The organism is Phaeacidiphilus oryzae TH49 (genome assembly GCF_000744815.1).
In the GTDB taxonomy this organism is placed as follows: Bacteria; Actinomycetota; Actinomycetes; order Streptomycetales; family Streptomycetaceae; genus Phaeacidiphilus; species Phaeacidiphilus oryzae.
On the sequence record NZ_JQMQ01000005.1, the window covers coordinates 4,176,813 to 4,199,141 of the forward strand.

Genomic DNA, 22,329 nt, shown 5'->3' on the forward strand with positions numbered 1-22,329 from the left:
TGGCTCCCTCCCTGCCCGGAATCCCCGGCCGCGGCCTCGCCAAGGGCCTCGCCGTGACCCTGCGGACGATGACCCGGCGCACCGTCACCGCCCAGTACCCGGACGTCCAGCCGGAGCTGCCGCCGCGCTCCCGCGGAGTGATCGCGCTCCTCGAGGAGAACTGCACGGTCTGCATGCTCTGCGCCCGCGAGTGCCCGGATTGGTGCATCTACATCGACTCGCACAAGGAGACGCTGCCCGCCGCGGACCCCGGTGCCCGCGCCCGTACCCGCAACGTCCTGGACCGCTTCGCCATCGACTTCTCCCTCTGCATGTACTGCGGGATCTGCATCGAGGTCTGCCCCTTCGACGCGCTCTTCTGGTCCCCGGAGTTCGAGTACGCCGAGGAGGACATCAAGGACCTCACCCACGAGCGGGACCGCCTCCGCGAGTGGATGTGGACCGTTCCCGCCCCGCCCGCGCTGGACCCGCGGGCGGAGGAGCCCAAGGAGATCGCCGCCGCCCGCAAGGCCGCCGAGAAGGCCGCCGCCAAGGCGCAGGCCGAAGCAGAGGCCGAGGCAGAGGCCCAGGCAAAGGCCGCCGACCCCGGCGCCGCCGATCAGCCCGGAGAGGGGGAGAAGTGACGTATCGACAGCTCGCCGCCGTCACCGGCGCCGACCTCGGCTCGCACGGGCACTCCTTCCTCTCGCCCACCGGCGTCGAGATCGTCTTCGTCCTGGTCGGCCTCGCCGTCCTGGGCGCCGGACTGCTCTCCGTCACCACCAGGCAGCTGGTGCACGCGGCCCTCTGGCTGGTGGTCGCGCTCGGCGGGGTCGCCGTCGAGTTCCTCCTCCTCACCGCCGAGTTCGTGGCCTGGGTGCAGGTGCTGATCTACCTCGGCTCGGTGATCGTGCTGGTGCTCTTCGGCCTGATGCTGACCCGCGCCCCCATCGGCCGCTCACCGGACGCCGACTCCGGCAACCGCTGGGTGGCCCTGGGCGTGGCGGTGGCCGCCGCCGCCACCCTGGTCACCCTGGTCGTGGACGCCTTCCGCAGCACCTGGATCGACCTCACCCCGGGCGCCGGCAGCACCGCGGCCAACGGCGGCACGCTCTTCCGGTACTGGGTACTCCCCTTCGAGGCGCTCTCCGTCCTCCTCCTCGCCGCGCTGGTGGGCGCGATCATCCTGTCCCGCCGCCGCGCCGAAGGCGCCGACGCCGAGACCGCCACCCGGACCGCCACCCGAACCGCCACCCCGACCACCAGCCCGACCGCCGCGCCGACCGCCGCCCCCATCGACACCGGAAAGGAGGGCTGACCCCGTGCACCTCGCCTATCCGGCGGTCCTCTCGGTCCTCCTCTTCTGCATCGGCGTCTACGGCGTGCTGGCCCGCCGCAACGCGGTACTCGTCCTGATGTCCGTCGAGCTGATGCTCAACGCCGTCAACCTCGACCTGGTGGCCTTCGACGTCTGGCTGCGCGACACCCTCCACGCCGGCCAGGCGCTGACCCTCTTCACCATCACCATCGCCGCCGCCGAGATCGGACTCGGCCTGGCCATCGTCCTGCTGGTCTTCCGCAACCGCGGGAACTCGGACGTCGACCGGATGACCGACCTCGCCGAGGGACCCACCATGGCACGCCCCACTGACAATCCCTCGGAAACCCCCGCCGACCAGGGCGGCGCCGTCTCGGAGAGCACCGCCGGAGCGGCCCGATGACCGCAGTCGTCGCCGTCCTCGTCCCCCTCCTGCCCTTCCTCGGGTCCGCCGCCGGCCTCCTCACCGGCGGACGGTCCGCCACCCTGGCCCGCGCCTGCGCGGTACTCCCGACCCTCGCCTCCGCGCTGCTGGCCATCGCCCTCACCGCGGACATCGGCCCCGGCCGCACCCTCGACGGCGGCACCCGCCTCACCCCGACCGGATCGATCCCGATCACCCTCGGCCTCCACGTGGACGGCTTCGCGCTGCTGATCGGGATCCTGGTCGGGATGGTCGCCACCTGCGTGCAGCTCTACTCGACCGGCTACCTGCGGGACGACCCCCGCTACTCCTCCTACGCCGCCCTGGTCTCCCTCTTCACCGCCGCCATGCTGCTGGTGGTGTACTCCGGCGACCTGATCGTGCTGCTGGTCGGCTGGGAGGTGATGGGCATCTGCTCGTACTTCCTGATCGGCCACCACTGGGAGACCGAGGAGGCCCGCTCGGCCTCCCTCAAGGCCTTCCTGGTCACCAAGCTCGGCGACGTGCCGTTCCTGTTCGGCCTCTTCGCCCTCGGCGCGGACGCCGGCAGCTTCCGGATCACCGACGTCCTCCACGCCGCCGCCGACGGCCGGCTCCACCACCCGACGCTGATCGCCCTGCTGCTGCTCTGCGGAGTGGCCGGCAAGAGCGCCCAGTTCCCGCTGCACACCTGGCTGCCGGACGCGATGGCCGGCCCGACGCCGATCTCGGCGCTGATCCACGCCGCGACGATGGTCGCCGCCGGCGTCTACCTCGTCGCCCGGCTGATGCCGGTCTTCCTCCTCTCCGGTGCGGCGCTGGTGGTCCTCGCCGTGCTGGCGGCGGTCACCATGGTGGGCTCGGCGCTCTGCGCGCTGGCCCAGGACGACATCAAGCGGGTGCTGGCCTACTCGACGGTGGGTCAGCTCGGCTATATGACCGGCGCGCTGGCCGCCGGGGACCGCGACGCGGCCGTCTTCCACCTCCTCGGCCACGGCGCCTTCAAGGCGCTGCTCTTCCTCTCCGCCGGAGTCCTGATCCACTCCGCCCACTCCAACTCGATCACGGCGATGGCCAGGCTCGGCGGGATGCGCCGCCGGACCCCGGACGCCTTCTGGGCGCTGACGCTGGGCCTGCTGGCGCTGGCCGGCATCCCGCCGTTCTCCGGCTTCTTCAGCAAGGAGTCGGTGCTGACGGCGGCCGAGCACGCGGCCACCGGCGAGGCGATCACCGCCGGCCAGGGCCTGCCGGGCGCGGTCCCGGCCGCGGCCGGCTGGATCGTGCTGGTCGCGGGCCTGCTCACGGCCTTCCTCACCGCCGCGTACGCCACCCGCCTGTGGCTGCTCACCTCCGGCCTCGGCCGCCGCCCGGGCCTCCCGGAGGGAGCGGCCGAAGCCGTCACCGACTCCGCGACGGGTCCGGAATCCGGGCCGGCCGAGCCGGCGGTGATGCGCTGGCCGCTGTGGCTGCTCGCCGTGCCGACCCTCGCGCTGGGCGTGGTCGGCCTCCCGGCCGGCCGGCTCAGCGGCTTCCTCGACGGGGTCTCCCTCCGCCCGTCCTGGACCACCGCGATCATCGGCGTCGTGGTCGCCCTCCTCGGCGCGGCAGCGGCGTACGTCGCCTGGCTGCGCGCCACGGTCGTCCAGGCCCGCGCCCTCCGCGCCACCGCCGCCGTCCCCGAGGAGACCCCGGCCGACCTGGCCGTCTTCCCGCCCGCCAGGGCCGCGTCCGAGCCACCCGCCGCGCGCGCCGAGCCGTCCGTCGTGCCCGCCGAGCCCGAACCGCCCGCCGCGTCCGAGCCCACGCCCGAGCCGCCCGCCGCTGCCGCCCGCGCCGACCGCGACCTCACCGTCGCCGGCATCCCCGGCCAGCCCGTGCCCGACCCGGCGCGGCTGCTCCTCGGGCCGCTGCTCGGGCCGGCGGACCGGGGCTTCGGGCTCGACGCGCTCTACCAGCGGGTCGCCGTCCGCCCGTTCGAGGCCGCCGCCTCCCTCGTCCGCTTCCTGGACCGGGAGGTCGTCGAGACCTACGTGCGCGGCGCCGCCGGCCTGCCCCGCCTCCTCGGCACCGTCTTCCGCCGCGCCCAGACCGGCAATCCGCAGACCTACGTCGGCGCGCTGCTGGCCGGCTCCGTCCTCATCGTCGTCCTGGTAGCGGTGACCACCCGATGAACGCTGTCCTGATCGCCCTCCTCGCGCTGCCCCTGCTCGGCGCGCTGGCCACCCTCGTCCCTGGCCTGGTCCCGGACGACGGCCGCGCGCTGCGCCTCGGCGCCGCCGTCACCGCGGCCGACCTCGCCCTGGCGATCGCCCTCGCCGCCGGCTTCGACTACGGCCATGCGGACCGCATGCAGGCCGGCACCGACCTGGACTGGATCCCGGCCCTCGGCGTCCGCCTCCACCTGGGCGCCGACGGGGTGTCGCTTCCCCTGCTCCTGCTGACCGCCCTGCTGACCTTCCTCTGCGCCCTCTACTCCCTGCGCAGCCTGCCCTCCGGACCCGGCCGCCCGGGCCCGCGCGCCTGGACCGGGCTCCTCCTGCTCCTCGAATGCGGGATGCTCAGCACCTTCGCCGCGCTGGACCTGATCCTCTTCTTCCTGGCCTTCGAGATCGTGCTGGTCCCGATGTACTTCATGATCCAGCGCTGGGGCGGAGCGGGCAGCGGCCGCGCCGCCTTCCGCTTCGTCCTCTACACCATGCTCGGCTCCGCGCTGATGCTCCTCGGCTTCCTCCTCCTCGGGCTGAAGTCCGGGACCTTCGACATCACCCAGCTCGCCGCCCGGCACGGCGACGGCCTCAGCCACACCACCCAGCTGCTCGCCGTCCTCTCCATCGGCCTCGGCCTCGCCGTCAAGGCACCGATGTTCCCGCTGCACAGCTGGCTCCCGGACGCCCACACGGCCGCGCCCACCGCCGGCTCGGTGCTGCTGGCCGGCGTCCTCCTCAAGATGGGCACCTACGGCTTCGTCCGGATCCTCCTCCCCGCCGCCCCCGACGGGATGGCCACCTTCGCCCCGTACCTGGCGGCCTTCGCCGTGGTCGGCATCGTCTACGGATCCCTCGCCTGCCTGGCCCTGGCCCGCCCCGGCGCCCGCGGCGACCTCAAGCGGCTGATCGCCTTCTCCTCGGTCGGCCACATGGGCTTCGTGCTGCTCGGCATCGCCACCCTCACCGCCACCGGCGTGAACGGCGCGCTCTACGGCAACATCGGCCACGGACTGATCACCGGGCTGCTCTTCTTCCTGGTCGGAGCGGTCAAGGACCGCTACGGCACCAGCGACCTGGACTCCCTGGCCGGCCGCACCGGCGCCGCCCTCTACGGCCGGATGCCCAGGCTCGGCGCGCTGCTCGCCTTCGCCGCCGTCGCCTCCCTCGGACTGCCAGGACTGGCCGGTTTCTGGGGCGAACTCCTCGCCATGCTCGGCTCCTTCCATCCGGCGGCCGGCCTCTCCCGCCCGGCCTTCCTCGTCTTCATGGCGCTGGCCGGGCTCGGCACCCTGCTCACCGCGGCGTACCTCCTCTCCGTGGTCCGCAGGGTCTGCATGGGCGACCCGGGGGCGGCCTCGGCCGAAGGCCGCGCCCCCGCCCGGGCCCGCGACCTCCTCGACGTCCGCCCGTACGAGTTCGCCTCCTGGACCCCGCTGGTCGCCCTCACCGTCCTCGCCGGGCTCTGGCCGGCCGCGATCCTCGGCCTCACCGACCCCGCCGTGCACACCCTCCTCGGAGCCGGCCGATGAACCAGCTGACCACCGGTCACCTCACGACCGTTCACCTGACGTCCAGTCACCTCACCGCCGGTCACCTCACGACCGGTAACCCCGCCGCCCACCACCTGCTGCTCGCCGTCCCCGGCGCGGGGCGGCTCGTCCAGCACGTCGGCTGGGCCGCCCTGCTGCCGGTGCTGGTCCCCGCGCTCGGCGCGCTCGCCGTGCTGGTCGCCGACCTCTTCCTGCCGGCCCGCCGCAAGCCGCTGCTCGGCTGGGCCACCGTCCTCGTCCTCGCGGCGGCCCTGGCCTGCCTCGTCCCGCTGCGGGCCGGCGACCGCCGGACCTTCTGCCTCGGCTCCGGCACGCCGGGCCCGTCCACCTCCTGCTCGTACGCCGCCGACCACTTCGCGCTGGTCTTCCAGCTCCTGGTGCTCGGCGGGGCGCTGATCGCCGCCCTCCTCTCGCAGCACAGCGTGCGGCGCGAGAAGCTGCCGGCCGGCGAGTTCTGGTTCCTCCTCCTCTCCTCCGCGACCGGCGCCGCCCTGCTGCCCGCCTCCCGCGACCTGGCCACCCTCACGGTCGCCCTGGAGGTCACCTCCCTCCCCGCCTTCGCCCTGGTCGGGCTGCGCCGGGACGGGCGCGGGGGAGAGGCCGCGCTCAAGTTCTTCCTCTCCTCGGTCGCCGCCACCGCCGTGATGCTCCTCGGCATCGGCTTCCTCTACGGGGCCACCGGCACCATGTACCTCGACCGGCTCGGGCCTGCCCTGGACGCCGCCCCCGCCCAACTCGCCCTGCTGGCCAAGGCGGGCGCGCTGCTCACCCTGGTCGGCTTCGCCTTCAAGACGGCCGCCGCGCCCTTCCACTTCTGGGTGCCGGACACCTACGTCGGCGCGCCCGTTCCGGTCGCCGCCTACCTCTCGGTGGTCGGCAAGGCGGCAGGCATCGCCGGCCTCGCCCTGGTGACGGTCATCGGCCTCCGCCCGTACGGGCACCTGTGGGGGACCCTCCTCGCCGTGCTGGCCGCGGCCACCATGACGGTCGGCAACGCGGCGGCGCTGCGCCAGCGCACCGCCGCGCCGTACAGCGCGGTCCGGCTGCTCGCCTGGTCGTCCGTCGCCCAGGCCGGCTACCTGCTGGTCCCGCTGGCCGCGGCCGGCTTCCGCGGCGGCTCCGCGCCCGACCCGCGGGACGCCCTGGGAGCGACGGCCGCGTACGCGCTGGTCTACGGGGTGGTCAACCTGGGGGCGTTCGCGGTGGTGGCCGGGGGCGGCTCCGCGCTCCGCGTCGACGACTTCCGCGGGCTGTTCTCCCGCCGGCCGGCCCTCGCCCTCGCGATGGCCTTCTTCCTGCTCTGCCTGGCCGGGCTGCCGCCCGGGGTGGTCGGGCTCTTCGGCAAGGTCGTGGTCTTCCGGTCCGCGATCGACGCGGGCCTCGGCTGGCTGGCGGTGGTGATGGCGCTGAACGTCGTCGTCGCCCTCTACTACTACGTCCTGTGGACCGCCCGCCTCTTCGCCCCTGCCGCGGTCGCACCGGCCGGACCGGTCGGACCGGCCGCCCCGTCCTCCGCCCTGTCCGCCCCACCCGCCGCCGCCCGCACCCTCTCCACCCCACTCGCGTGCGGCATCGCCGTCACCCTCCTCCTGGGCGTGGTCCTCTCCGTCTACCCCCAGCTGGTGCTCCAGGTGGCCTCCGGCTCCCTGTTCGGCTGACGGCCCGCCGGTTCGGCCGACCGGAGCAGCCGCGGCTGGCGTACCGCCGGTAACCGGTGCACAAGGGAACTAGGCAGGTCGGATCCGCCGTTGATCCCATGTCACGGCACCGCGCGCACCGCGTGTACCAAAGCGGGAGTAGGAGGCCTCTGCATGCACCGCCGGCACAACGGTCTGCGGACCGCTGTACTCCTCGGAGGCCTCTCCGCCCTGATCCTGGTGGTCGGCAGCTTCTGGGGACGGAACGGGCTGGTGGTGGCGCTGCTGGTGGCCCTGGCCACCAACGCCTACGCCTACTGGAACAGCGACAGGCTGGCGCTGCGCGCGATGCGCGCCCGCCCGGTCAGCGAGATCGAGGCGCCCGGGATCTACCGGATCGTCAGAGAGCTGTCCACCACCGCCCGGCAGCCCATGCCGCGGCTCTACATCTCCCCGACGGACGCCCCGAACGCCTTCGCCACCGGCCGCAACCCGCGCAACGCGGCGGTCTGCTGCACCCGCGGCATCCTCCAGCTGCTCGACGAGCGGGAGCTGCGCGGAGTCCTCGGCCACGAACTCTCGCACGTCTACAACCGCGACATCCTGATCTCGTCGGTGGCCGCCGCGCTCGCCTCGGCCGTCATGTTCCTGGTCAACTTCGCCTGGCTGATCCCGGTCGGCCGGAGCGACGACGAGGAGGGACCGGGCATCATCGGGATGCTGCTGACGATGATCCTCGGCCCGCTCGCCGCCACCCTGATCCAGCTCGCGGTCAGCCGCTCCCGCGAGTACCAGGCGGACGCCTCCGGCGCCCGGCTCACCGGCGACCCGCTGGCCCTCGCCTCGGCCCTCCGCAAACTGGAGACCGGCACCGCCCGGCTCCCCCTCCCGCCCGAGCCGGCCATCCAGACCTCCTCGCACATGATGATCGCCAACCCGTTCCGCCGCGGCGAGTCCGGCGCCCGCCTCTTCTCCACCCACCCCCCGATGCCCAAACGCATCGCCCGCCTCGAGTCCATGGCCGGCTACGACGGCGACCGCGACGGCGACCGCCGCCGCTGACCGGGCGCTCCAAGTGGCTGTGCGCTCAGGGGGTCAGCGGTTCCCGAACCGCTCGTCCGTCGGGACGACCTGAGTCCCGAAGGGCATGAGCGAGATCGGGATCAGCTTCAGGTTCGCCCAGCCGAAGGGGATCCCGATGATCGAGACGAAGAGCGGGATGCTGGTGAGCAGGTGCCCCAGGGCCAGCCACCACCCGGCGAAGATGAACCAGATGACGTTGCCGACCATCGAAGGGGCGCCCTCGTCCGGGCGGCGGACGGCCGTCCGCCCGAAGGGCCACAGCACGTACCCCGCGATGCGCAGGGCGGCCAGGCCGAACGGCGCCGTGACGATCAGCACGAAGCAGATCAGGGCCGCGAGCAAATACCCCAGAGACATCCAGATGCCACAGAAGACCAGCCAGAGGATGTTCAGGACGAAGTCGATTACCTTCACCCCTCAAACCTACCGAGCCGCGGGCCGCATGAGCGTCCACCGCGGGTAGTAGCGGACCCGGATCCTTCCCCCGACCGCACTCGGTTCTCGGGCAGGGGAAAAGGCGAATCCCCAACGAACCATCAGATGTGCCGATAAAGTCCAGGAAAGAGACAAAGAGTGTCCCGGCGACGGCTGCCACCGCCCCGGGACCGGCCGACCGATGCGCAGGGGCGGCGTGCGCGGATGGCACCGGGAGCGGGGGCTCACCGTTCCGGCTGAAGTGCTCTCGGACGATCAGTGGGCGCGCGTTGCTCCGCTGCTTCCCAAGGGGCGTAAGAGGACGGTCCGGCGGGTGGTCGACGGCCTCTTCGAGAAGTCGCGCACGGCCCAGGGCTGGAACGAGATCAGGGGGACCTACGGTTCTCCGGACACGATGCAGCGGTACTTCCGGCAGTGGACGTCGGACGGCACGTGGGAACGGGTTCTGACAGCGCTGGCGGATTGCCCGCAGGTGGCTGTGCCGGAACTCGACCTGGTGCCACCGCTCTGCATCGAGGGGCGGATCGATCCGCGTCCTCCGGTTCATCTTCGGCAGGCTGTGGCTGGCCATCGGCCACCTGCCGACCAGCATCCCGCTCTTCGTCTCGTTCATCGGGATCCCGTTCGGCGGGGCGAACCTCAAGCTGATCCCGCTCTCGCTGATGCCGCTGGGGCGTGAGACCGTCCCCACCGACCAGCGCTTCGGCAGCGCCGGAGACAGCTACCGCTGCCTCCGCCGGTCGCCCGCGCCCACCGCGAGCCGCAGCTCGCGGAAGCGGTCGGCCAGGGCGTCCAGGGTGTAGTGGGCGTTGAGGCCGCTGGGGTTGGGGAGGACCCAGACCTCGGTGCCGCCGATCCACTGCGCCTCGTCCTGCCGGCCGAGCACGGCCTTCGGGCGGCCGAAGGCGGTGCGGTAGGCGCCGATGCCCAGGACGGCCAGCGCCTGCGGGCGGTACCGCTCGACCCGGGCGCGCAGCGCGGCCCCGCCCTCCAGCAGTTCCTGCCGGCTGAGCTCCTCGGCCTTGGCGGTGGTGCGCGGGGCGACGTTGGTGATCCCCAGGCCGCGTTCGAGAAGGGCCTCCTGCTCCTCCGGCCGGAGCTGCCGCTCGGTGAACCCGCTGCGGTGCAGCGCCGGCCAGAACCGGTTGCCCGGCCGGGCGAAGTGATGCCCGGTGGCGCCGGACCACAGGCCCGGATTGATCCCGCAGAACAGCACCCGCAGACCGGGCCCGATGACGTCGGGGATGGTCGAGCCCTCCGCCCCCGCCAGCTCCTCCACCGTCGGCTTCCGCCCGGCCATCGCCGCTCACCCGTCCCTTCTCGCCTGCTTCCGCGGCCCCGCAGGACCCATGGGGCCCGCGGGCCCGTCACACCGCTCGTGGTCGCGGTCCCGGTCGCCGTCGTGGTCGCCGCGTCGTCCGTCCGCCTCCCCATGGTCGCGTACCGCGCTCCGCGGACCGCACCCGCCAGGCCACCGTTCCCGTGCACAGCAACCCCAGTACGCCCCCACCGGCCATCGCCGCCGGCACCGGGACCCATTCGGCGACCGTTCCCGCCACCGCCATCGCCAGCCCCTGACCGGTCATCAGCCCGGCGGTGAGCAGCGTCATCGAGGCCCCGCGCAGCCGCTCCGGCACCGCCGCCACGAACCGCTGGTCCAGCCCGAGGGTGTACGCGATCCCGCAACCGGTCAGCAGCTGGCAGGCCAGCGCGGCCCCGAGCCCCGGCCGCAGCGCGTAGCCCAGCGCGGGCAGCATCGCGCCCACCGCGACCGGGAGAGTCAGCCGGGCCCGCCAGGCCGGCCCGAGCCGCGAGCCGACCAGGGTCTCGCCGAGCACCGCCCCGATCGGCATCCCGCACATCAGAACTCCGAGCCCGCCGGTCCCGATGCCCAGCCGGGCGGCGTACGCGGTGAGGAGGCTCTCCGGAACGCACACGAACGCCGGCGGCACCCAGGCCAGGAGCAGCAGCGCGCGCACCCGCGGGCTCGCCGCCAACTCCCGTACGCCGCCCAGCGACTGACCGATCAGCCCGGGGCGGATGGCGGTCCCCTTGGCGGCCCCCGGCGCCGTGGCCTCGGCCCCGGTGTCCCCCGCCGCGCGGGCCGGCCGGGCCGGCGTGCCGAAGCGGAGGACCAGCGCCGAGCCCAGGAAGCCGGCCGCCGTGGTGGCCAGCACCGCCCGCGGCGGCAGCACCGCCAGCAGCAGCCCGCCCGCCCCGAACCCGGCCAACTGCCCTGCCTGCGAGGTGATCCGGATGGCCGAGCGGCCCAGCACGAAGGCGTCGCCGGAGCCCAGCACCTCGCCCAGGCTGCCCATCCGGGTGCCGCTGAAGACCGGGGACACCGCCGCCATCGCCGCCCGCAGCCCGAGCAGCGCGCCCACCGGCGCGGCCGGCAGCAGCAGCCCCAGCGCGCAGACGCAGGAGCACAGGTCGCAGACCACCAGCACCCGCCGGGCCGGGAACCGCTCGGCGACCGAGGCCAGCAGCGTCCCGCCCAGCAGGTACGGCAGCATCCCCACGGCCAGGCTCAGCGCGCTCAGCAGCGGCGATCCGGTGCTCCGGTAGACCAGCACGGAGAGCGCGATGCCGCACAGCACCTCGCCCAGGATCGACAGCACATGCGCCGCGAACACGGCCCGGAACTCGCCCACCGCGAAGACGCCCCGATAGCCGGGGCCGATCTGCTCTGCCATGGCCGCAGCCTGGGCCTAGCGGCACCGCCGCACTATTCTTTCGGCCTCAGCCGAATCCGGACGGTCCCGCCCCATGCCGCTGTTGATGCGCCTCGGCGCCGAAGACCTGACCCGCTGCCGCTTCGCGGTCTCCCCGCTCTGCGAGACCCACGAGGCGGTCCGCACGCTGCACCGGCCCGGCCGGCACCCGTACCACCTGCCCTGGCTGCGGCGGGTCCGTCCGGCCGTCGAGCGTCTCGACCTCGCGCCGCTGCGGCTGCTGATGCCGCCCCCGGGCGGTTACACCCCGGACTTCCTCGGCCCGCCCCCGACCAGCCGGTACGCCGCCGCGGCCGGCTTCGGCGAGGAACTGGAGCGGATGCGGGCCACCGATCCGGAGGTCGCCCGGGAGGAGATGGCCCGCGCCCTGGCCTGCACCCCGGGCGCGGCCGACTCGCCCGCCGGCCGTGCGCTCCTCGCCGACCCGGCCGCCGCCGTACGGCTGCTCGCCGACCTCACCGAGCAGGCCTGGGAGGCGCTGCTGCGCGCCGACTGGCCGCGGGTCCGCTCGGTCCTGGAGGCCGACGTCGCCCACCGGGCGAGGGAGCTGGCCCGCTCCGGCCTGGACGGGATGTTCGCCGGGCTGCACCCGGGCCTCGACTGGTCCGAGGGGCACGTCCTCACCCTGGACTCCCGCCACCACGACCAGCGCGACCTGGACGGCCGCGGCATCCTGCTGATGCCCAGCGTCTTCGTCTGGCCGGACGCCCTCAGCGGCTTCGACCCGCGCTGGCAGCCCACGCTGATCTACCCCGCCCGCGGGATCGGCGACCTCTGGCAGCCCCCGCCGGAGCCCCGCCCGGCGCCGGCGACCGCCGCCCGGCCCGCGTCCGAGCCGCTTGGGGACGGAGGGCTGGGCCGCCTCCTCGGCGGCACCCGGGCGGCACTCCTGCGCGACCTGGCCGAGCCGGCCTCCACCACGGACCTGGCCCTGCGCCACGGCCTCGCCCCGTCCTCGGTCTCGGCCCACCTCGCCGTCCTCACCGAGTCCGGCCTGCTGACCTCCCACCGCGTGGGCCGCCGCGTCCTCTACACCCGCACCCCACTGGGCACGGCCCTCGCCGACGGCCCCGACTCCGGTACGACTACCGGTAGTTGACGAACTGCAGGGCGAAGTCCAGGTCCTTGCCCTTGAGCAGGGCGATGACCGCCTGGAGGTCGTCCCGCGACTTGGAGGTGACCCGCAGCTCCTCGCCCTGGATCTGCGCCTTGACGCCCTTCGGGCCCTCGTCCCGGATGATCTTCGACACCTTCTTGGCGTTCTCCTGGGAGATGCCCTCCTGGATGGAGGCGAAGATCTTGTACTCCTTGCCGCTGAGCTGCGGCTCGCCGGCGTCCAGCGCCTTGAGCGAGATCCCGCGCTTGACCAGCTTGCCCTGGAAGACGTCCAGGATCGCCTTGACGCGCTCCTCGCCGTTCGCCTTCATCTCGATCTTCTCGCCGGACCAGGCGATGGAGGCGCCGGTGTTCTTGAAGTCGTAGCGGGTCGCCAGCTCGCGCGAGGCCTGGTTCAGCGCGTTGTCGACCTCCTGCCGCTCGACCTTCGAGACGATGTCGAAACTGGAGTCGGCCATGATCCTGATGTCTCCTTGCCCGGATGAATGGATGCGCGCCACAGCCTAGTGCCGCCCCCCGTCCCGGCCGCCCCTCCGGCCCCGTAAGCCGAGTGGCGAAGCACCCCCCCGGATCAGGTATGGTTTACGACGTCGCAAGGGGCCGGCGCCCCGAACGGCACTTCCCGGCGGGTTGCCCGAGCGGCCAAAGGGAGCAGACTGTAAATCTGTCGGCTTACGCCTACGCAGGTTCGAACCCTGCACCCGCCACAGCACGGCCAAAGGCCCTTGACCAGCAACAATGCTCAAGGGTCTTTCGCATGTTCAGGCGCCGCGAGTTCCCGTGGCCACCCGTCAGTCACCGCCTCTTGGGGCACGCGAGGGGCACGGGCGGCGAGGCGGATCCGGCGGGGTTGATCAACGGCGGGGGATGATCGCCCGCTCGTAGGACTACGCCAGAGCTGAGCGCGATGGCGTGCTTCGCGGTGGCCCCGACCCCGAGCCTGACCTGCGTTCCGCCGACGACCGTGGAAGCGGATCCTGGCCGGGGGAGGGCAGGGCGGGAGTTTCCGGTGATAGGGCACACCTGGCCGCCCAGCCCGGCCCGGGTATGACCCATGGCTATAGGGATTTCTATATAGTGGGTGCGTGGCCGAGTGGTGGCAGGTCGAGATCGAGCCGGAGGTCCGGCAGTGGCTGGAGCTGCTCTCGGATGCGCAGTACGACAAGGTGGAGCGGGCTGCGGACATGCTCGCCGCGGCGCCGACCACCCTGGGTGAGCCGTATTCGCGGCATCTGGGCGGCAAGGTCCGTGAGCTGCGGTTCGTGATGGATGGGAACGCCGTACGGGTGACGTACTGGCTGGCTCCGGTCCGGCGGATCGTGTTGCTGACGGTCTTCCGCAAGACGCGGCAGCGTGAGTCGGCCGAGGTGGAGCGGGCCCGACTGGCGCAGAAGACTTGCGAGGCGGAGCACGGGCCGGCCGAGCACTGCTACGACCGGGCCCGGAGTGGAGAGGAGCGGCGATGAACCATGAGCAGTGGCGGACCCGCCGGAGCAGGAGGCTGCTGGGGGAGGCGGTCGAGGAGTCCGCTGCCTACGTCGAGGCCGGGCACGCGTTCGCGCTCGGCCAGGCGGTGTACGACCGGCGCAGCGAACTCGGACTGTCGCAGACCGAGTTGGCGCGCCGGGCCGGGATGACGCAGCCGCAGATCTCCAACATCGAGGGCGGCGACTCGGTGCCCACGCTGCCGCTGCTGACCCGCCTGGCACAGGCGCTGGACGCTGCGCTGACCATCGACCTGGACGGCGACGCCTCGGCGTTCGCCTTCCATCCCCACGACCACCCCGACGACCCGCCCGCGTCGGGACCGGGAGGCGCGGCCTCCGTAGCCTGATCACCCCTGCCGGGGGCCGGAGGCGAGGGCCAAGGGCCCTTGGCGTGCTCACGAGCTTTGTGGATGACTTGAGTCCCCCCTCATGCGTCGGGACAACCTCGTCTCCTTCCGGGCGCTATGAGCGCGACGAAGCTCGTCAGGAGGCAGTAGTACGCAGCGCCTTCTCCCGCTGTGCGCTTCCCGGCAAGCCCGCCTCGCCGGGGCGGGTCACGTCCAGGCTTCTCTGGGCGCTCCTCCGCGTCGCCATCGCCATGGGATGTCATATGCAGTCTTAGATATGGAGAAGTCGTGGACGCGCCTCCGCTCCCTCTGCCAGGATTTCGTATGTGACCGGAGCACCGGCGGGGCCGGTGAGGGTCGCGCAGGGGATGGGGGAAGGGGCGGTGCGCCATGGGGCGACGTCGAGGGTTCTTCGCGGAGTTGGCGTACCAGCGTCAGCAGGTCGAGAAGCAGCGCAGACAGCAGGAGGCCGCGCAGCTCCGCGCGTACAACAAGGCCGTGCGTGAAGCACAGCGCGCTCAGCGCGAGGCGGAGCGCGCCCGGGCTGCCGCCGCCCGGGCCGACGCCGCTCAGCAGAAGGCGATGCTCCGCGAGGCCGAGCGGCTCCACGGGGAGGCCCAGCAGGCGAAGGTCGCCGAGCTCAACTCGCGCCTGGCCGGCGAATTGAAGGAGATCGACGGCCTGCTGGAGTGGACCCTCTCCGTCGATGACTACGTCGACCTCGAATCGCTGAAGATCGTCGTGCAGCACCCCCCGTTCGACCCGAAAGGGCTCGACCGTCCGAGCCCCGAGGTCCCCCTCCCGACAGTGGCGCCCATGCCGGTGTACGTCGAGCCGGCTGCCCCGAAGGGCCTTGCCAGCACCTTCGGAGGCAAGAAGCGGCACGCGGCCGCCGTCGACGCGGCGCGGCAGGCGCACCAGCAGCAGATGGCGGCATGGGAGGGCCAGCGGGCCTCGGCCGAGCAGTGGTACCGGGAGGCGCTCGCGAAGCGCGAGCGGATGGAGGCCGACCGAACGGCCAGGCTGAGCAGGGCCCAGGATCGGTACGTCAAGGAGTGCGAGGCACGGAAGAAGGAGGCGAACGCCCGAAACGCGGAGCTGGACACTCTGATCAACGGGTTGGCGTTCGACCTCGAGGACGCGATCACGACCTATGTGGGCATCGTGCTCGCCAACTCCGTGTATCCCGACCACTTCCCCGTCGAGCACGACTACTCCTTCGACCTGGCCAGCCGTGAGCTCGACCTGGCCGTGACGGTCCCCGTCCCCTCCGCCGTGCCGACGACGAAGGCGTACCGCTGGGTGAAGGCCTCCGACGAGATCACCTCGGTCGACCTGCCGATACGGGAGCAGAAGGCGCGGTACGCGAACGCCGTCTGGCAGGTCGCGGTGCGCACCATCCACGAGGTCTTCGAGGCGGATCGGGCCGGCAAGATCCACTCGATCTCCCTCACCGTCTCCGTTCAGACGGTTCTCCCCGCCACCGGACGGCCGGGCACGGTGCCGCTCGTGGTGGTGGCCGTGGACCGGGACACCTTCCTGACGTTCGACCTGGCCAACGTGGTCCCGCGGGAGACGCTGGTCCACCTGGGCGCGGCACTCTCGAAGTCGCCGTTCGACCTCGTTCCGGCCGACACCAGCCGGGGCGTCCGCGCGCGAAGGAAGTGAGGATGCGCTTCAACTCGCCGCCCGGCTGGCCGACTCCGCCACCGGGTTGGTTGCCGCCCGCGGGATGGAAGCCCGATCCCAGCTGGCCGACGCCCCCGGAGGGCTGGCAGCTCCTGGTGGACGACGAGACTCCGGGCGGCGACGTCGCTCCGGCCGGCGACCTGGCTCCGGCCGGCGACCTGGCTCCGGCCGGCGACGAGGGCCGGACGAGCCGGGACGACGCGACGGCCGGCGAGGAGCCGACTGCCGGCGAGGAGCCGACCAGGGGCGAGAGGCCGATTGGGGGCGAGCCCCCAGCCGGCCGCGAGGCCTCGGCGGACGACGAGGACTTCGTCATCGCGAAGCCCCGCCGCGTGGCGGCGGATCAGGGGGCACGGGGGACCCGCAGCCTTCCCTCCGCCCCGCCGTCCGCAGGCCCCGGCCCGGATGGGGAGCTGGCATCGCTGCGGGCGAGGGTCGCACAACTCGAAGCGGAGCTTTCGGCGACCGCCGCAGTCCGTTCGCGGCCGGAGAACGCCCGGGATGGTTCGGGCGTGATCGAGTTGAGTGATCAGCGGGTGCTGCAGGACGTCGGCATCTACCGCTACCACCACCCGTTGGAGGACGCGGCCGCGTACAAGAGCCGCCTCAAGGAGCTCGAAGACCGCGTCGACGAGTTCGTCAAGGCGGGCACGGCCGTGCTGGCCGCCGACCTGTTCACCTTCGACGGCTCACTGGCCAAGGGGCGGCGGATGGTGGCCGATCTCTCGAAGCTCATGCTCCGGGCCTACAACGCCGAGGCCGACAACTGCGTCAGATCGCTGAGGTCGGGCAACATCTCGACCGCGAAGAGGCGTCTGGACTCCGCGGTCGCGGCGATCCACCGGCTCGGCACGATGATGGAGATGCGGGTCAATCCCGAGTACCACGCGCTGCGGGTCGCCGAGCTCGAACTGACGGCGGACTACCAGGTGAAGCTCCAGGAGGAGCGGGAGAAGGCCCGTGAGGCCCGGGCGCTGCTCCGCGAACAGCGCCGTGCCGAGGCCGAACTGGCGGCGGAGAAGGAGCGGTTGGAGAAGGAGCGTCGTCACTACGCGACCGTGCTCGACTCGCTGCGGGCGAACGGCGACGACAAGGCGGCGGCGGAACTGGCCGGGCGCCTTGCCGAGATCGAGCAGGCGATCGCCGCCAACGACTACCGGATCGCTAACATCCGCGCGGGGTACGTATACGTGATCTCCAACATCGGGGCCTTCGGGCCGGGCATCGTCAAGGTCGGCATGACCCGGCGGCTCGAACCGATGGACAGGGTCCGCGAACTGGGCGACGCCTCGGTTCCGTTCAAGTTCGACGTGCACGCCCTGTTCTTCTCGGACGACGCGGTCACCCTTGAGGACCAGCTCCACAAGGCCTTGGCGGACCGCCGGGTCAACTGGGTCAACACCCGTCGGGAGTTCTTCTTCGCGACGCCGACCGAGGTCCGTGACCTGTTGGCGGAGAAGGTCGGCGGCTTGCTGGAGTACACCGAGCAGCCGGAGGCCGGCGAGTACTTCCAGAGCCGCGCCAACTGGCCGCCGACGGGGCCGGCGGGGCCGCCGCAGACACCGCGCTGATTTCGCGCCGCCTCGTCGGGCTGGACGGCCTTGCGCCGGCTGCCGGACCGTCCGCGGCGTCGACGAGACGTCGGGCCCGGCCCGTTCGCGGTGTCGGACGCTCGACGTCGGGCAGGGCGGAGCGGTGACGTGAGCCCCGCCGCAGCCGCGCCGTGGTCGCCCGCCGCCCCGCCGCCCCGCCGCAGCCCGCCCCAGCCCCGCCCGCCTACCGCCCGGTGATGGCGCTAGTCAGCCGGGCCAGTAGCGGTACGCACCGGCGGAGTTGCTGTTGTTCGGCGGGGTCTAGCGCGGTGCGGATGGCGGTGTTGAGCCAGTCGGCGCGCTGCGCGCGTTCCCGGGTGAGGCGGGCGCGGCCGGTCTCGGTGATGTGGAGCAGGAGTTTGCGGCCGTCGGTGGGGTGGGGTTCGGCGCGCACCAGGCCGTCGCCGAGGAGTTCCTTCACGGATTTGGCCGCCGCCTGGTGGGTGACGCCGCGCAGCTGGGCGAGGTCGGCGGTGGTGTGCGGGCCGCCCCGGTCGAGGTGGCCGAGGATGGCGGCCTCCCCGGGGGACATGGTGTCCGCGGCCCGCACCGCGCGGACCAGTTCGCCGATCGTCTGCCGCAGCTCCTCGGCCAGCGCCTCATCGTCCATGGTCCCGATCCTACCCATGGTGTGTAACCTATATGTACAACCAGGTTGTAGATAACCATGCGGAGAAGGAAGCGGGAGCAGAGCCATGAGCATGAGGATGCGTCTCACCAAGTTCGGCCACGCCTGCGTCCGGGTCGAGAAGGACGGGCGCCGGCTGGTCATCGACCCGGGCGGCCTCACCGAGCCCGACGCTCTGGACGGCGCCGACGCCGTCCTGGTCACCCACGAGCACTTCGACCACTTCTCCGAGGAGCGGCTCCGCGAGGCCGCCCGCCGCAACCCGGCGCTGCGGATCTGGGCCAACGCCTCCGTGGCCCGGCTCCTGGACGGCCTCGGTGGGCGGGTCACCGCCGTCGGCGAGGGGGAGGCCTTCGCCGCGGCCGGCTTCGACGTGCGGGTCTACGGGACCTGGCACGCGCCCATCCATCCCGACCTCCCCCGGATCGGCAACGTCGGCTTCCTCGTCGACGAGGCCGTGTTCCACCCGGGGGACGCCCTCACCGTCCCCGACGGAGCCACCGTCGACACCCTGCTGCTGCCCGTCCACGGCCCCTGGTCCACCACCGGCCAACTCATCGACTACGTCCGCGCGGTGGCGCCGAGGCAGGCCTACGCCATCCACGACGGAGCCCTCAACGACGTCGGCACCGCTATGGTCGGCGGGTTGATGGGCGACAACGGCCCGGGGATCGGGGCTCCTTACGGACGTCTGGCCGCGGGCGCCTCTACGTCCCTCTGACGGCGGCGCAGGGCGCGCGGCTCAGGGCGCGCAGCGCAGGGCGCCGCTCAGGGCGCGCCGCTCAGGGCGCAGCGCAGGCCGCGTTGCAGGACGCGGCGCAGGGCGCGCTGCGAGCCGCCCGCGCGAACGTGACGCTCCGGTGACGGAATCGTTCGCCCCATATCCGGCACATGGGGCGAACAAGCGTTCCTCGCAGGCCTTCTGGCCTGCGATGCGACCCCCGCCCCGCCCCCGGCCCGTTGTGAAGTTTCGGTGCCATAACGTTTTCGGACGGCTGTGCGCTTCCTGTCCTGCGGCTTGATCGGGACTGGTAGAAAGATCTCCCGTTTCACTTTCGGGGGATACCCGGCCCGCCTTCGCGAGCCGGTTTCGACGCCGTCGTCCCGTGTTCCGTGTGGTTGACGCGGCGTCACCACGTCCTAGGAGATCCCGCATGGCCAACAGGGCCGGACGGGTCGCGCTCATATCCGCAGGCATCGCCGCGGCTCTGTGCGTCGCGACCCCGGTCGCCTCAGCCGCTCCGTTCGCGGGGGGAGCCGGCGCCCACGCCGACACCACCCCGAAGCGCATCGGCTCCACGCCGCACATCCCGCTCGGTGCCCGTACGACCGGTGCCACGTCGTCCTCGACCGAGCTGCACATGACCGTCAACCTGAAGCCGCGTGACCCTCAGGCGCTGGCGGACTTCATCAAGGCGACGACCACCCCGGGCAGCCCGCAGTACCACCACTACCTGGCGGACGGCGAGTTCGGGCCCGCGTTCGGACCCACCCAGCAGACCGTCGACGCCGTCAAGGCCGCGCTGCGCAAGGCCGGCCTCACGCCGGGCACGGTGAGCGCCGACCGCCTCTCCATCCCGGTGACCGCCACCACCGCGCAGGCGGCGAAGGCCTTCGACACCGGCTTCGAGAACGTCTCGCTGGCCAACGGCAAGCGCGGCTTCGTGACCACCGCCGCCCCCGCGCTGCCGGCCGACGTGGCCTCGCAGGTCACCGGCATCGTCGGCCTGAACGACGTCAGCAGCTACGTCTCGCACGCGAAGCCCGCCGGCAGCGCGCCGATCGCCTCGGGCACGGCCGGCCGGACGCTGGGCTCGAACGCCACCGCCCCGGTCTTCTGCTCCAACGCGGCCCAGGCCTTCAGCAGCTGGGGCAAGACCGACACCAAGAACTACTACAGCCCCGCCTCGCTGGCCTCGGCCTACGACATGCCGCACGCCTACGGCACCGGCGCGGGGGTGACGGTCGCGGTCTTCGAGCTGGAGAACGTCGACCACACCAGCCTGAACCAGTGGCAGGGCTGCCTGGGCACCCACACCGCCATCAACTACACGTCGGTGGACGGCGGTCCGACGATCACGCCGGACAACTACAACGACGGCATCGAGTCGCTCCTCGACATCGAGGACCTCATCGCGCTGACGCCGAGCGCGACGATCCACGACTACATGGGCCCGGACGCGCAGAACGCCACGGACCAGAACGTCCTGGACACCTACTCGAAGATCATCAGCGATGACAGCGCCCAGGTCATCTCCTCCAGCTGGGGCGCCTGCGAGACCGAGGTGAACACCTCGGACCCGCAGATGCTCGGCGCGGAGAACACCCTCTTCCAGAAGGCCGCCGCCCAGGGCCAGAGCTTCGTCGCGGCGTCCGGTGACTCCGGCTCCAGCGACTGCTACAACCCGGGCGTCAGCAACGACACCAGCTTCCAGGTCGACGACCCGGCCTCGCAGCCCTACGTCACCGGCGTCGGCGGCACGAAGATGCAGGGCCTCGGCTCCTCGCTGACCGAGACCGTGTGGAACTCGGGCACCGACAACGGCGGCGGCGGTGGCGGCGTCTCCAAGCTCTGGCCGGCGCAGTCCTTCCAGAGCGGCTTCACCTCCGTCTCCGGCCGCGCGGTCCCGGACGTCACCGCCCTCGGCGACCCGGACAGCGGCTACCCGCTGATCTACACCGACCGGACGGTGGGCGACACCGACTACAACCAGGAGGTCGTCGGCATCATCGGCGGCACCTCCGGGGCCGCGCCCACCTGGGCGGCGGCGATCGCCCAGGCCGACAGCACGACCGGCTGCCTGGCCGGCGGCCGCGCGGGCTACCTGAACGACGTGCTGTACCGGGCCGCGAAGACGAACTACTCGGACTCCTTCCGGGACATCACCGTCGGCAACAACGACATCAGCGGTGACGGCAGCGGCACGTACAGCGCCGGGACCGGCTACGACGAGGCCTCCGGTCTCGGCTCGCCGAAGACCGCCGCGCTGGCCAACGCCCTGTGCCGGGGCACCTTCCACCAGCTGGCCGGCCCGGTCCGGGTCGCCTCCGGGCTGAAGATGTCCGCGAAGACCACCGCGACCGTCAAGGCGACCGGCACCGGGGGCATCCCGGCCAAGGGAGTCTCCGCGGTCCTGGTCAACATCACCGTGACCGGCACCGGCGGCTCCGGCTGGACCACCATGTGGCCGCGCGGCATGGCCCGCCCGACCGTGGTCACCTCCGAGTGGACCGGCACCTCGGTGGCGCGCAAGCAGACGGCCACGGTCCAGGTGGCCGCCGACGGCTACGCCAGCCTCTACTCCAGCCAGTCCGGCACCTTCGCGGTCGACGTCCTGGGCTACTACTCGACCGACGAGTCGGGCGACTCCTACACCCCGGTCTCGCCCGCCCGGCTGCTCGACACCCGGAACGCCGTCGGCGTCACCACCCGCACCCCGATCGTCAACAGCACGATCACCTTCCCGGTGGCGGGCAAGGACGGCATCCCGTCCGGCGTCACGGCCGTGGTCCTCAACGTCTCCACGCTGAACGGCGTGGGCGGCGGCAGCCTCACCGCCTACGCGGACGGGGCCACCAAGCCGAGCCTGTCGCAGATGTACTGGGACTCCGCGGTGCCGACCCGCACCAACCTGCTGGCCGTCCCGGTCGGTTCGGACGGGAACGTCGACATCGCGGTCTCCGGCCAGACCCACGTACTGGCCGACGTGTTCGGCTACTTCAGCTCCACCGGCAAGGAGCTCACCCCGGTGGCCCCGAGCCGGCTGTGGCGGCAGACCCTCACCGCCGGGACCACCAGCGTCATTCCGGTGGCGGGCGTGGACGGCATCCCGAGCGGGGTCAAGGCGGTCGAGCTGAACGTCAGCGCGGGCACCAACCCGGGCGGCGGCTACATCGAGGTCTGGGACGACAAGGGGACCCGCGTCGACACCTCGGCCACGCTGTGGAAGGGCGGCCAGCAGACGACCAACCAGGTCATCGTGCCGGTCGGCTCGGACGGCAAGATCGACCTGTACGTCAGCACCGGCGCCGACGTCAGCGTCGACGTGAACGGCTACTTCAAGTAGGGCGATCGACCGCCGGGTAGCCGGCGGAAGCCCTGCGGCGAACGGCGCCGCCACGG

Annotated in this window: 19 protein-coding genes, 1 tRNA gene and 2 pseudogenes; 17 read left to right on the forward strand and 5 right to left on the reverse strand. The window is 72.5% G+C overall.

Features of this window, described 5'->3' with window-relative positions:
• Positions 1–11: 11 nt before the first annotated feature.
• From BS73_RS22290 to htpX, 7 genes are all read left to right on the forward strand, one after another.
• Positions 12–623 (forward strand): NuoI/complex I 23 kDa subunit family protein, encoded by a 612-nt coding sequence (locus BS73_RS22290; protein ID WP_407675144.1) that lies wholly within the window; start codon positions 12–14, stop codon positions 621–623.
• Complete coding sequence (locus BS73_RS22295) at positions 620–1,297, forward strand: NADH-quinone oxidoreductase subunit J family protein (protein ID WP_051940276.1); 678 nt, start codon at positions 620–622, stop codon at positions 1,295–1,297. The genes BS73_RS22290 and BS73_RS22295 overlap by 4 nt, the downstream gene beginning before the upstream one ends.
• Before the next feature lie 4 nt (positions 1,298–1,301).
• The gene (nuoK, locus tag BS73_RS22300) at positions 1,302–1,700 is read left to right on the forward strand and encodes an NADH-quinone oxidoreductase subunit NuoK (RefSeq protein ID WP_037575142.1); all 399 of its coding nucleotides are present in this window, start codon (positions 1,302–1,304) and stop codon (positions 1,698–1,700) included.
• Complete coding sequence (locus BS73_RS22305) at positions 1,697–3,871, forward strand: NADH-quinone oxidoreductase subunit 5 family protein (RefSeq protein ID WP_037575145.1); 2,175 nt, start codon at positions 1,697–1,699, stop codon at positions 3,869–3,871. Before nuoK ends, BS73_RS22305 begins: the two co-directional genes overlap by 4 nt.
• Positions 3,868–5,436, forward strand: a complete 1,569-nt coding sequence (locus BS73_RS22310) for a complex I subunit 4 family protein (protein ID WP_037575161.1) — start codon at positions 3,868–3,870, stop codon at positions 5,434–5,436. Before BS73_RS22305 ends, BS73_RS22310 begins: the two co-directional genes overlap by 4 nt.
• A gap of 35 nt (positions 5,437–5,471) precedes the next feature.
• Positions 5,472–7,115, forward strand: a complete 1,644-nt coding sequence (locus BS73_RS22315; protein WP_407675145.1) for an NADH-quinone oxidoreductase subunit N — start codon at positions 5,472–5,474, stop codon at positions 7,113–7,115.
• A 153-nt stretch (positions 7,116–7,268) separates the two neighbouring features.
• The gene (gene htpX / locus BS73_RS22320; protein ID WP_037575164.1) at positions 7,269–8,156 is read left to right on the forward strand and encodes a zinc metalloprotease HtpX; all 888 of its coding nucleotides are present in this window, start codon (positions 7,269–7,271) and stop codon (positions 8,154–8,156) included.
• A 33-nt stretch (positions 8,157–8,189) separates the two neighbouring features.
• Here the strand turns inward: htpX and BS73_RS22325 are convergent, their stop codons facing one another.
• Entirely contained in the window at positions 8,190–8,591 is a 402-nt protein-coding gene (locus BS73_RS22325) for a YccF domain-containing protein (RefSeq protein WP_037575167.1), read from the reverse strand.
• Positions 8,592–8,793: 202 nt separating this feature from the next.
• Here BS73_RS22325 and BS73_RS41005 point away from each other — a divergent pair.
• Both BS73_RS41005 and BS73_RS39830 read left to right on the forward strand, forming a co-directional pair.
• Positions 8,794–9,045 (forward strand): annotated as a pseudogene (locus BS73_RS41005) (transposase); the annotation flags it as partial.
• 112 nt (positions 9,046–9,157) lie between these two features.
• A pseudogene (locus BS73_RS39830) lies at positions 9,158–9,322 on the forward strand (YccF domain-containing protein); the annotation flags it as partial.
• Between the two features lie 11 nt (positions 9,323–9,333).
• Here BS73_RS39830 and mug read toward each other — a convergent pair.
• Both mug and BS73_RS22335 read right to left on the reverse strand, forming a co-directional pair.
• Entirely contained in the window at positions 9,334–9,912 is a 579-nt protein-coding gene (gene mug / locus BS73_RS22330) for a G/U mismatch-specific DNA glycosylase (RefSeq protein WP_037575169.1), read from the reverse strand.
• Between the two features lie 67 nt (positions 9,913–9,979).
• Entirely contained in the window at positions 9,980–11,308 is a 1,329-nt protein-coding gene (locus tag BS73_RS22335; RefSeq protein WP_051940278.1) for an MFS transporter, read from the reverse strand.
• Between the two features lie 73 nt (positions 11,309–11,381).
• On the opposite strand from BS73_RS22335, the gene BS73_RS22340 reads away from it, so the two are divergent.
• Positions 11,382–12,446: an ArsR/SmtB family transcription factor gene (locus BS73_RS22340; RefSeq protein ID WP_037575172.1), complete on the forward strand. Its 1,065-nt coding sequence runs from the start codon at positions 11,382–11,384 to the stop codon at positions 12,444–12,446.
• Here the strand turns inward: BS73_RS22340 and BS73_RS22345 are convergent.
• Positions 12,433–12,921 carry a YajQ family cyclic di-GMP-binding protein gene (locus BS73_RS22345; RefSeq protein ID WP_037575176.1) on the reverse strand — a complete coding sequence of 163 codons (489 nt, stop codon included), beginning with the start codon at positions 12,919–12,921 and terminating at the stop codon, positions 12,433–12,435. The two genes, BS73_RS22340 and BS73_RS22345, sit on opposite strands and share 14 nt — an antisense overlap.
• 166 nt (positions 12,922–13,087) lie before the next feature.
• On the opposite strand from BS73_RS22345, the gene BS73_RS22350 reads away from it, so the two are divergent.
• From BS73_RS22350 to BS73_RS22370, 5 genes are all read left to right on the forward strand, one after another.
• Positions 13,088–13,170, forward strand: a tRNA-Tyr gene (locus tag BS73_RS22350).
• A 378-nt stretch (positions 13,171–13,548) separates the two neighbouring features.
• Positions 13,549–13,929, forward strand: a complete 381-nt coding sequence (locus tag BS73_RS22355; RefSeq protein WP_037575179.1) for a type II toxin-antitoxin system RelE/ParE family toxin — start codon at positions 13,549–13,551, stop codon at positions 13,927–13,929.
• Positions 13,926–14,297, forward strand: coding sequence for a helix-turn-helix domain-containing protein (locus BS73_RS22360; RefSeq protein ID WP_037575182.1), 372 nt, complete (start codon positions 13,926–13,928; stop codon positions 14,295–14,297). The genes BS73_RS22355 and BS73_RS22360 overlap by 4 nt, the downstream gene beginning before the upstream one ends.
• Positions 14,298–14,687: 390 nt before the next feature.
• Entirely contained in the window at positions 14,688–15,965 is a 1,278-nt protein-coding gene (locus BS73_RS22365) for a hypothetical protein (protein ID WP_037575185.1), read from the forward strand.
• A gap of 533 nt (positions 15,966–16,498) precedes the next feature.
• Positions 16,499–17,557 carry a DUF4041 domain-containing protein gene (locus tag BS73_RS22370; protein ID WP_200886721.1) on the forward strand — a complete coding sequence of 353 codons (1,059 nt, stop codon included), beginning with the start codon at positions 16,499–16,501 and terminating at the stop codon, positions 17,555–17,557.
• Between the two features lie 205 nt (positions 17,558–17,762).
• Here BS73_RS22370 and BS73_RS22375 read toward each other — a convergent pair whose 3' ends face one another.
• A complete protein-coding gene (locus BS73_RS22375) occupies positions 17,763–18,188 on the reverse strand; it encodes a MarR family winged helix-turn-helix transcriptional regulator (RefSeq protein ID WP_037575190.1) in 426 nt (141 codons plus the stop codon).
• 97 nt (positions 18,189–18,285) lie between these two features.
• Between BS73_RS22375 and BS73_RS22380 the strand changes: the two genes are divergently transcribed.
• Together BS73_RS22380 and BS73_RS22385 are read left to right on the forward strand one after the other, a co-directional pair.
• Positions 18,286–18,927 carry an MBL fold metallo-hydrolase gene (locus tag BS73_RS22380; RefSeq protein WP_037580652.1) on the forward strand — a complete coding sequence of 214 codons (642 nt, stop codon included), beginning with the start codon at positions 18,286–18,288 and terminating at the stop codon, positions 18,925–18,927.
• 433 nt (positions 18,928–19,360) lie between these two features.
• A complete protein-coding gene (locus tag BS73_RS22385) occupies positions 19,361–22,273 on the forward strand; it encodes a S53 family peptidase (protein WP_037575194.1) in 2,913 nt (970 codons plus the stop codon).
• The last annotated feature ends 56 nt before the right edge of the window (positions 22,274–22,329 follow it).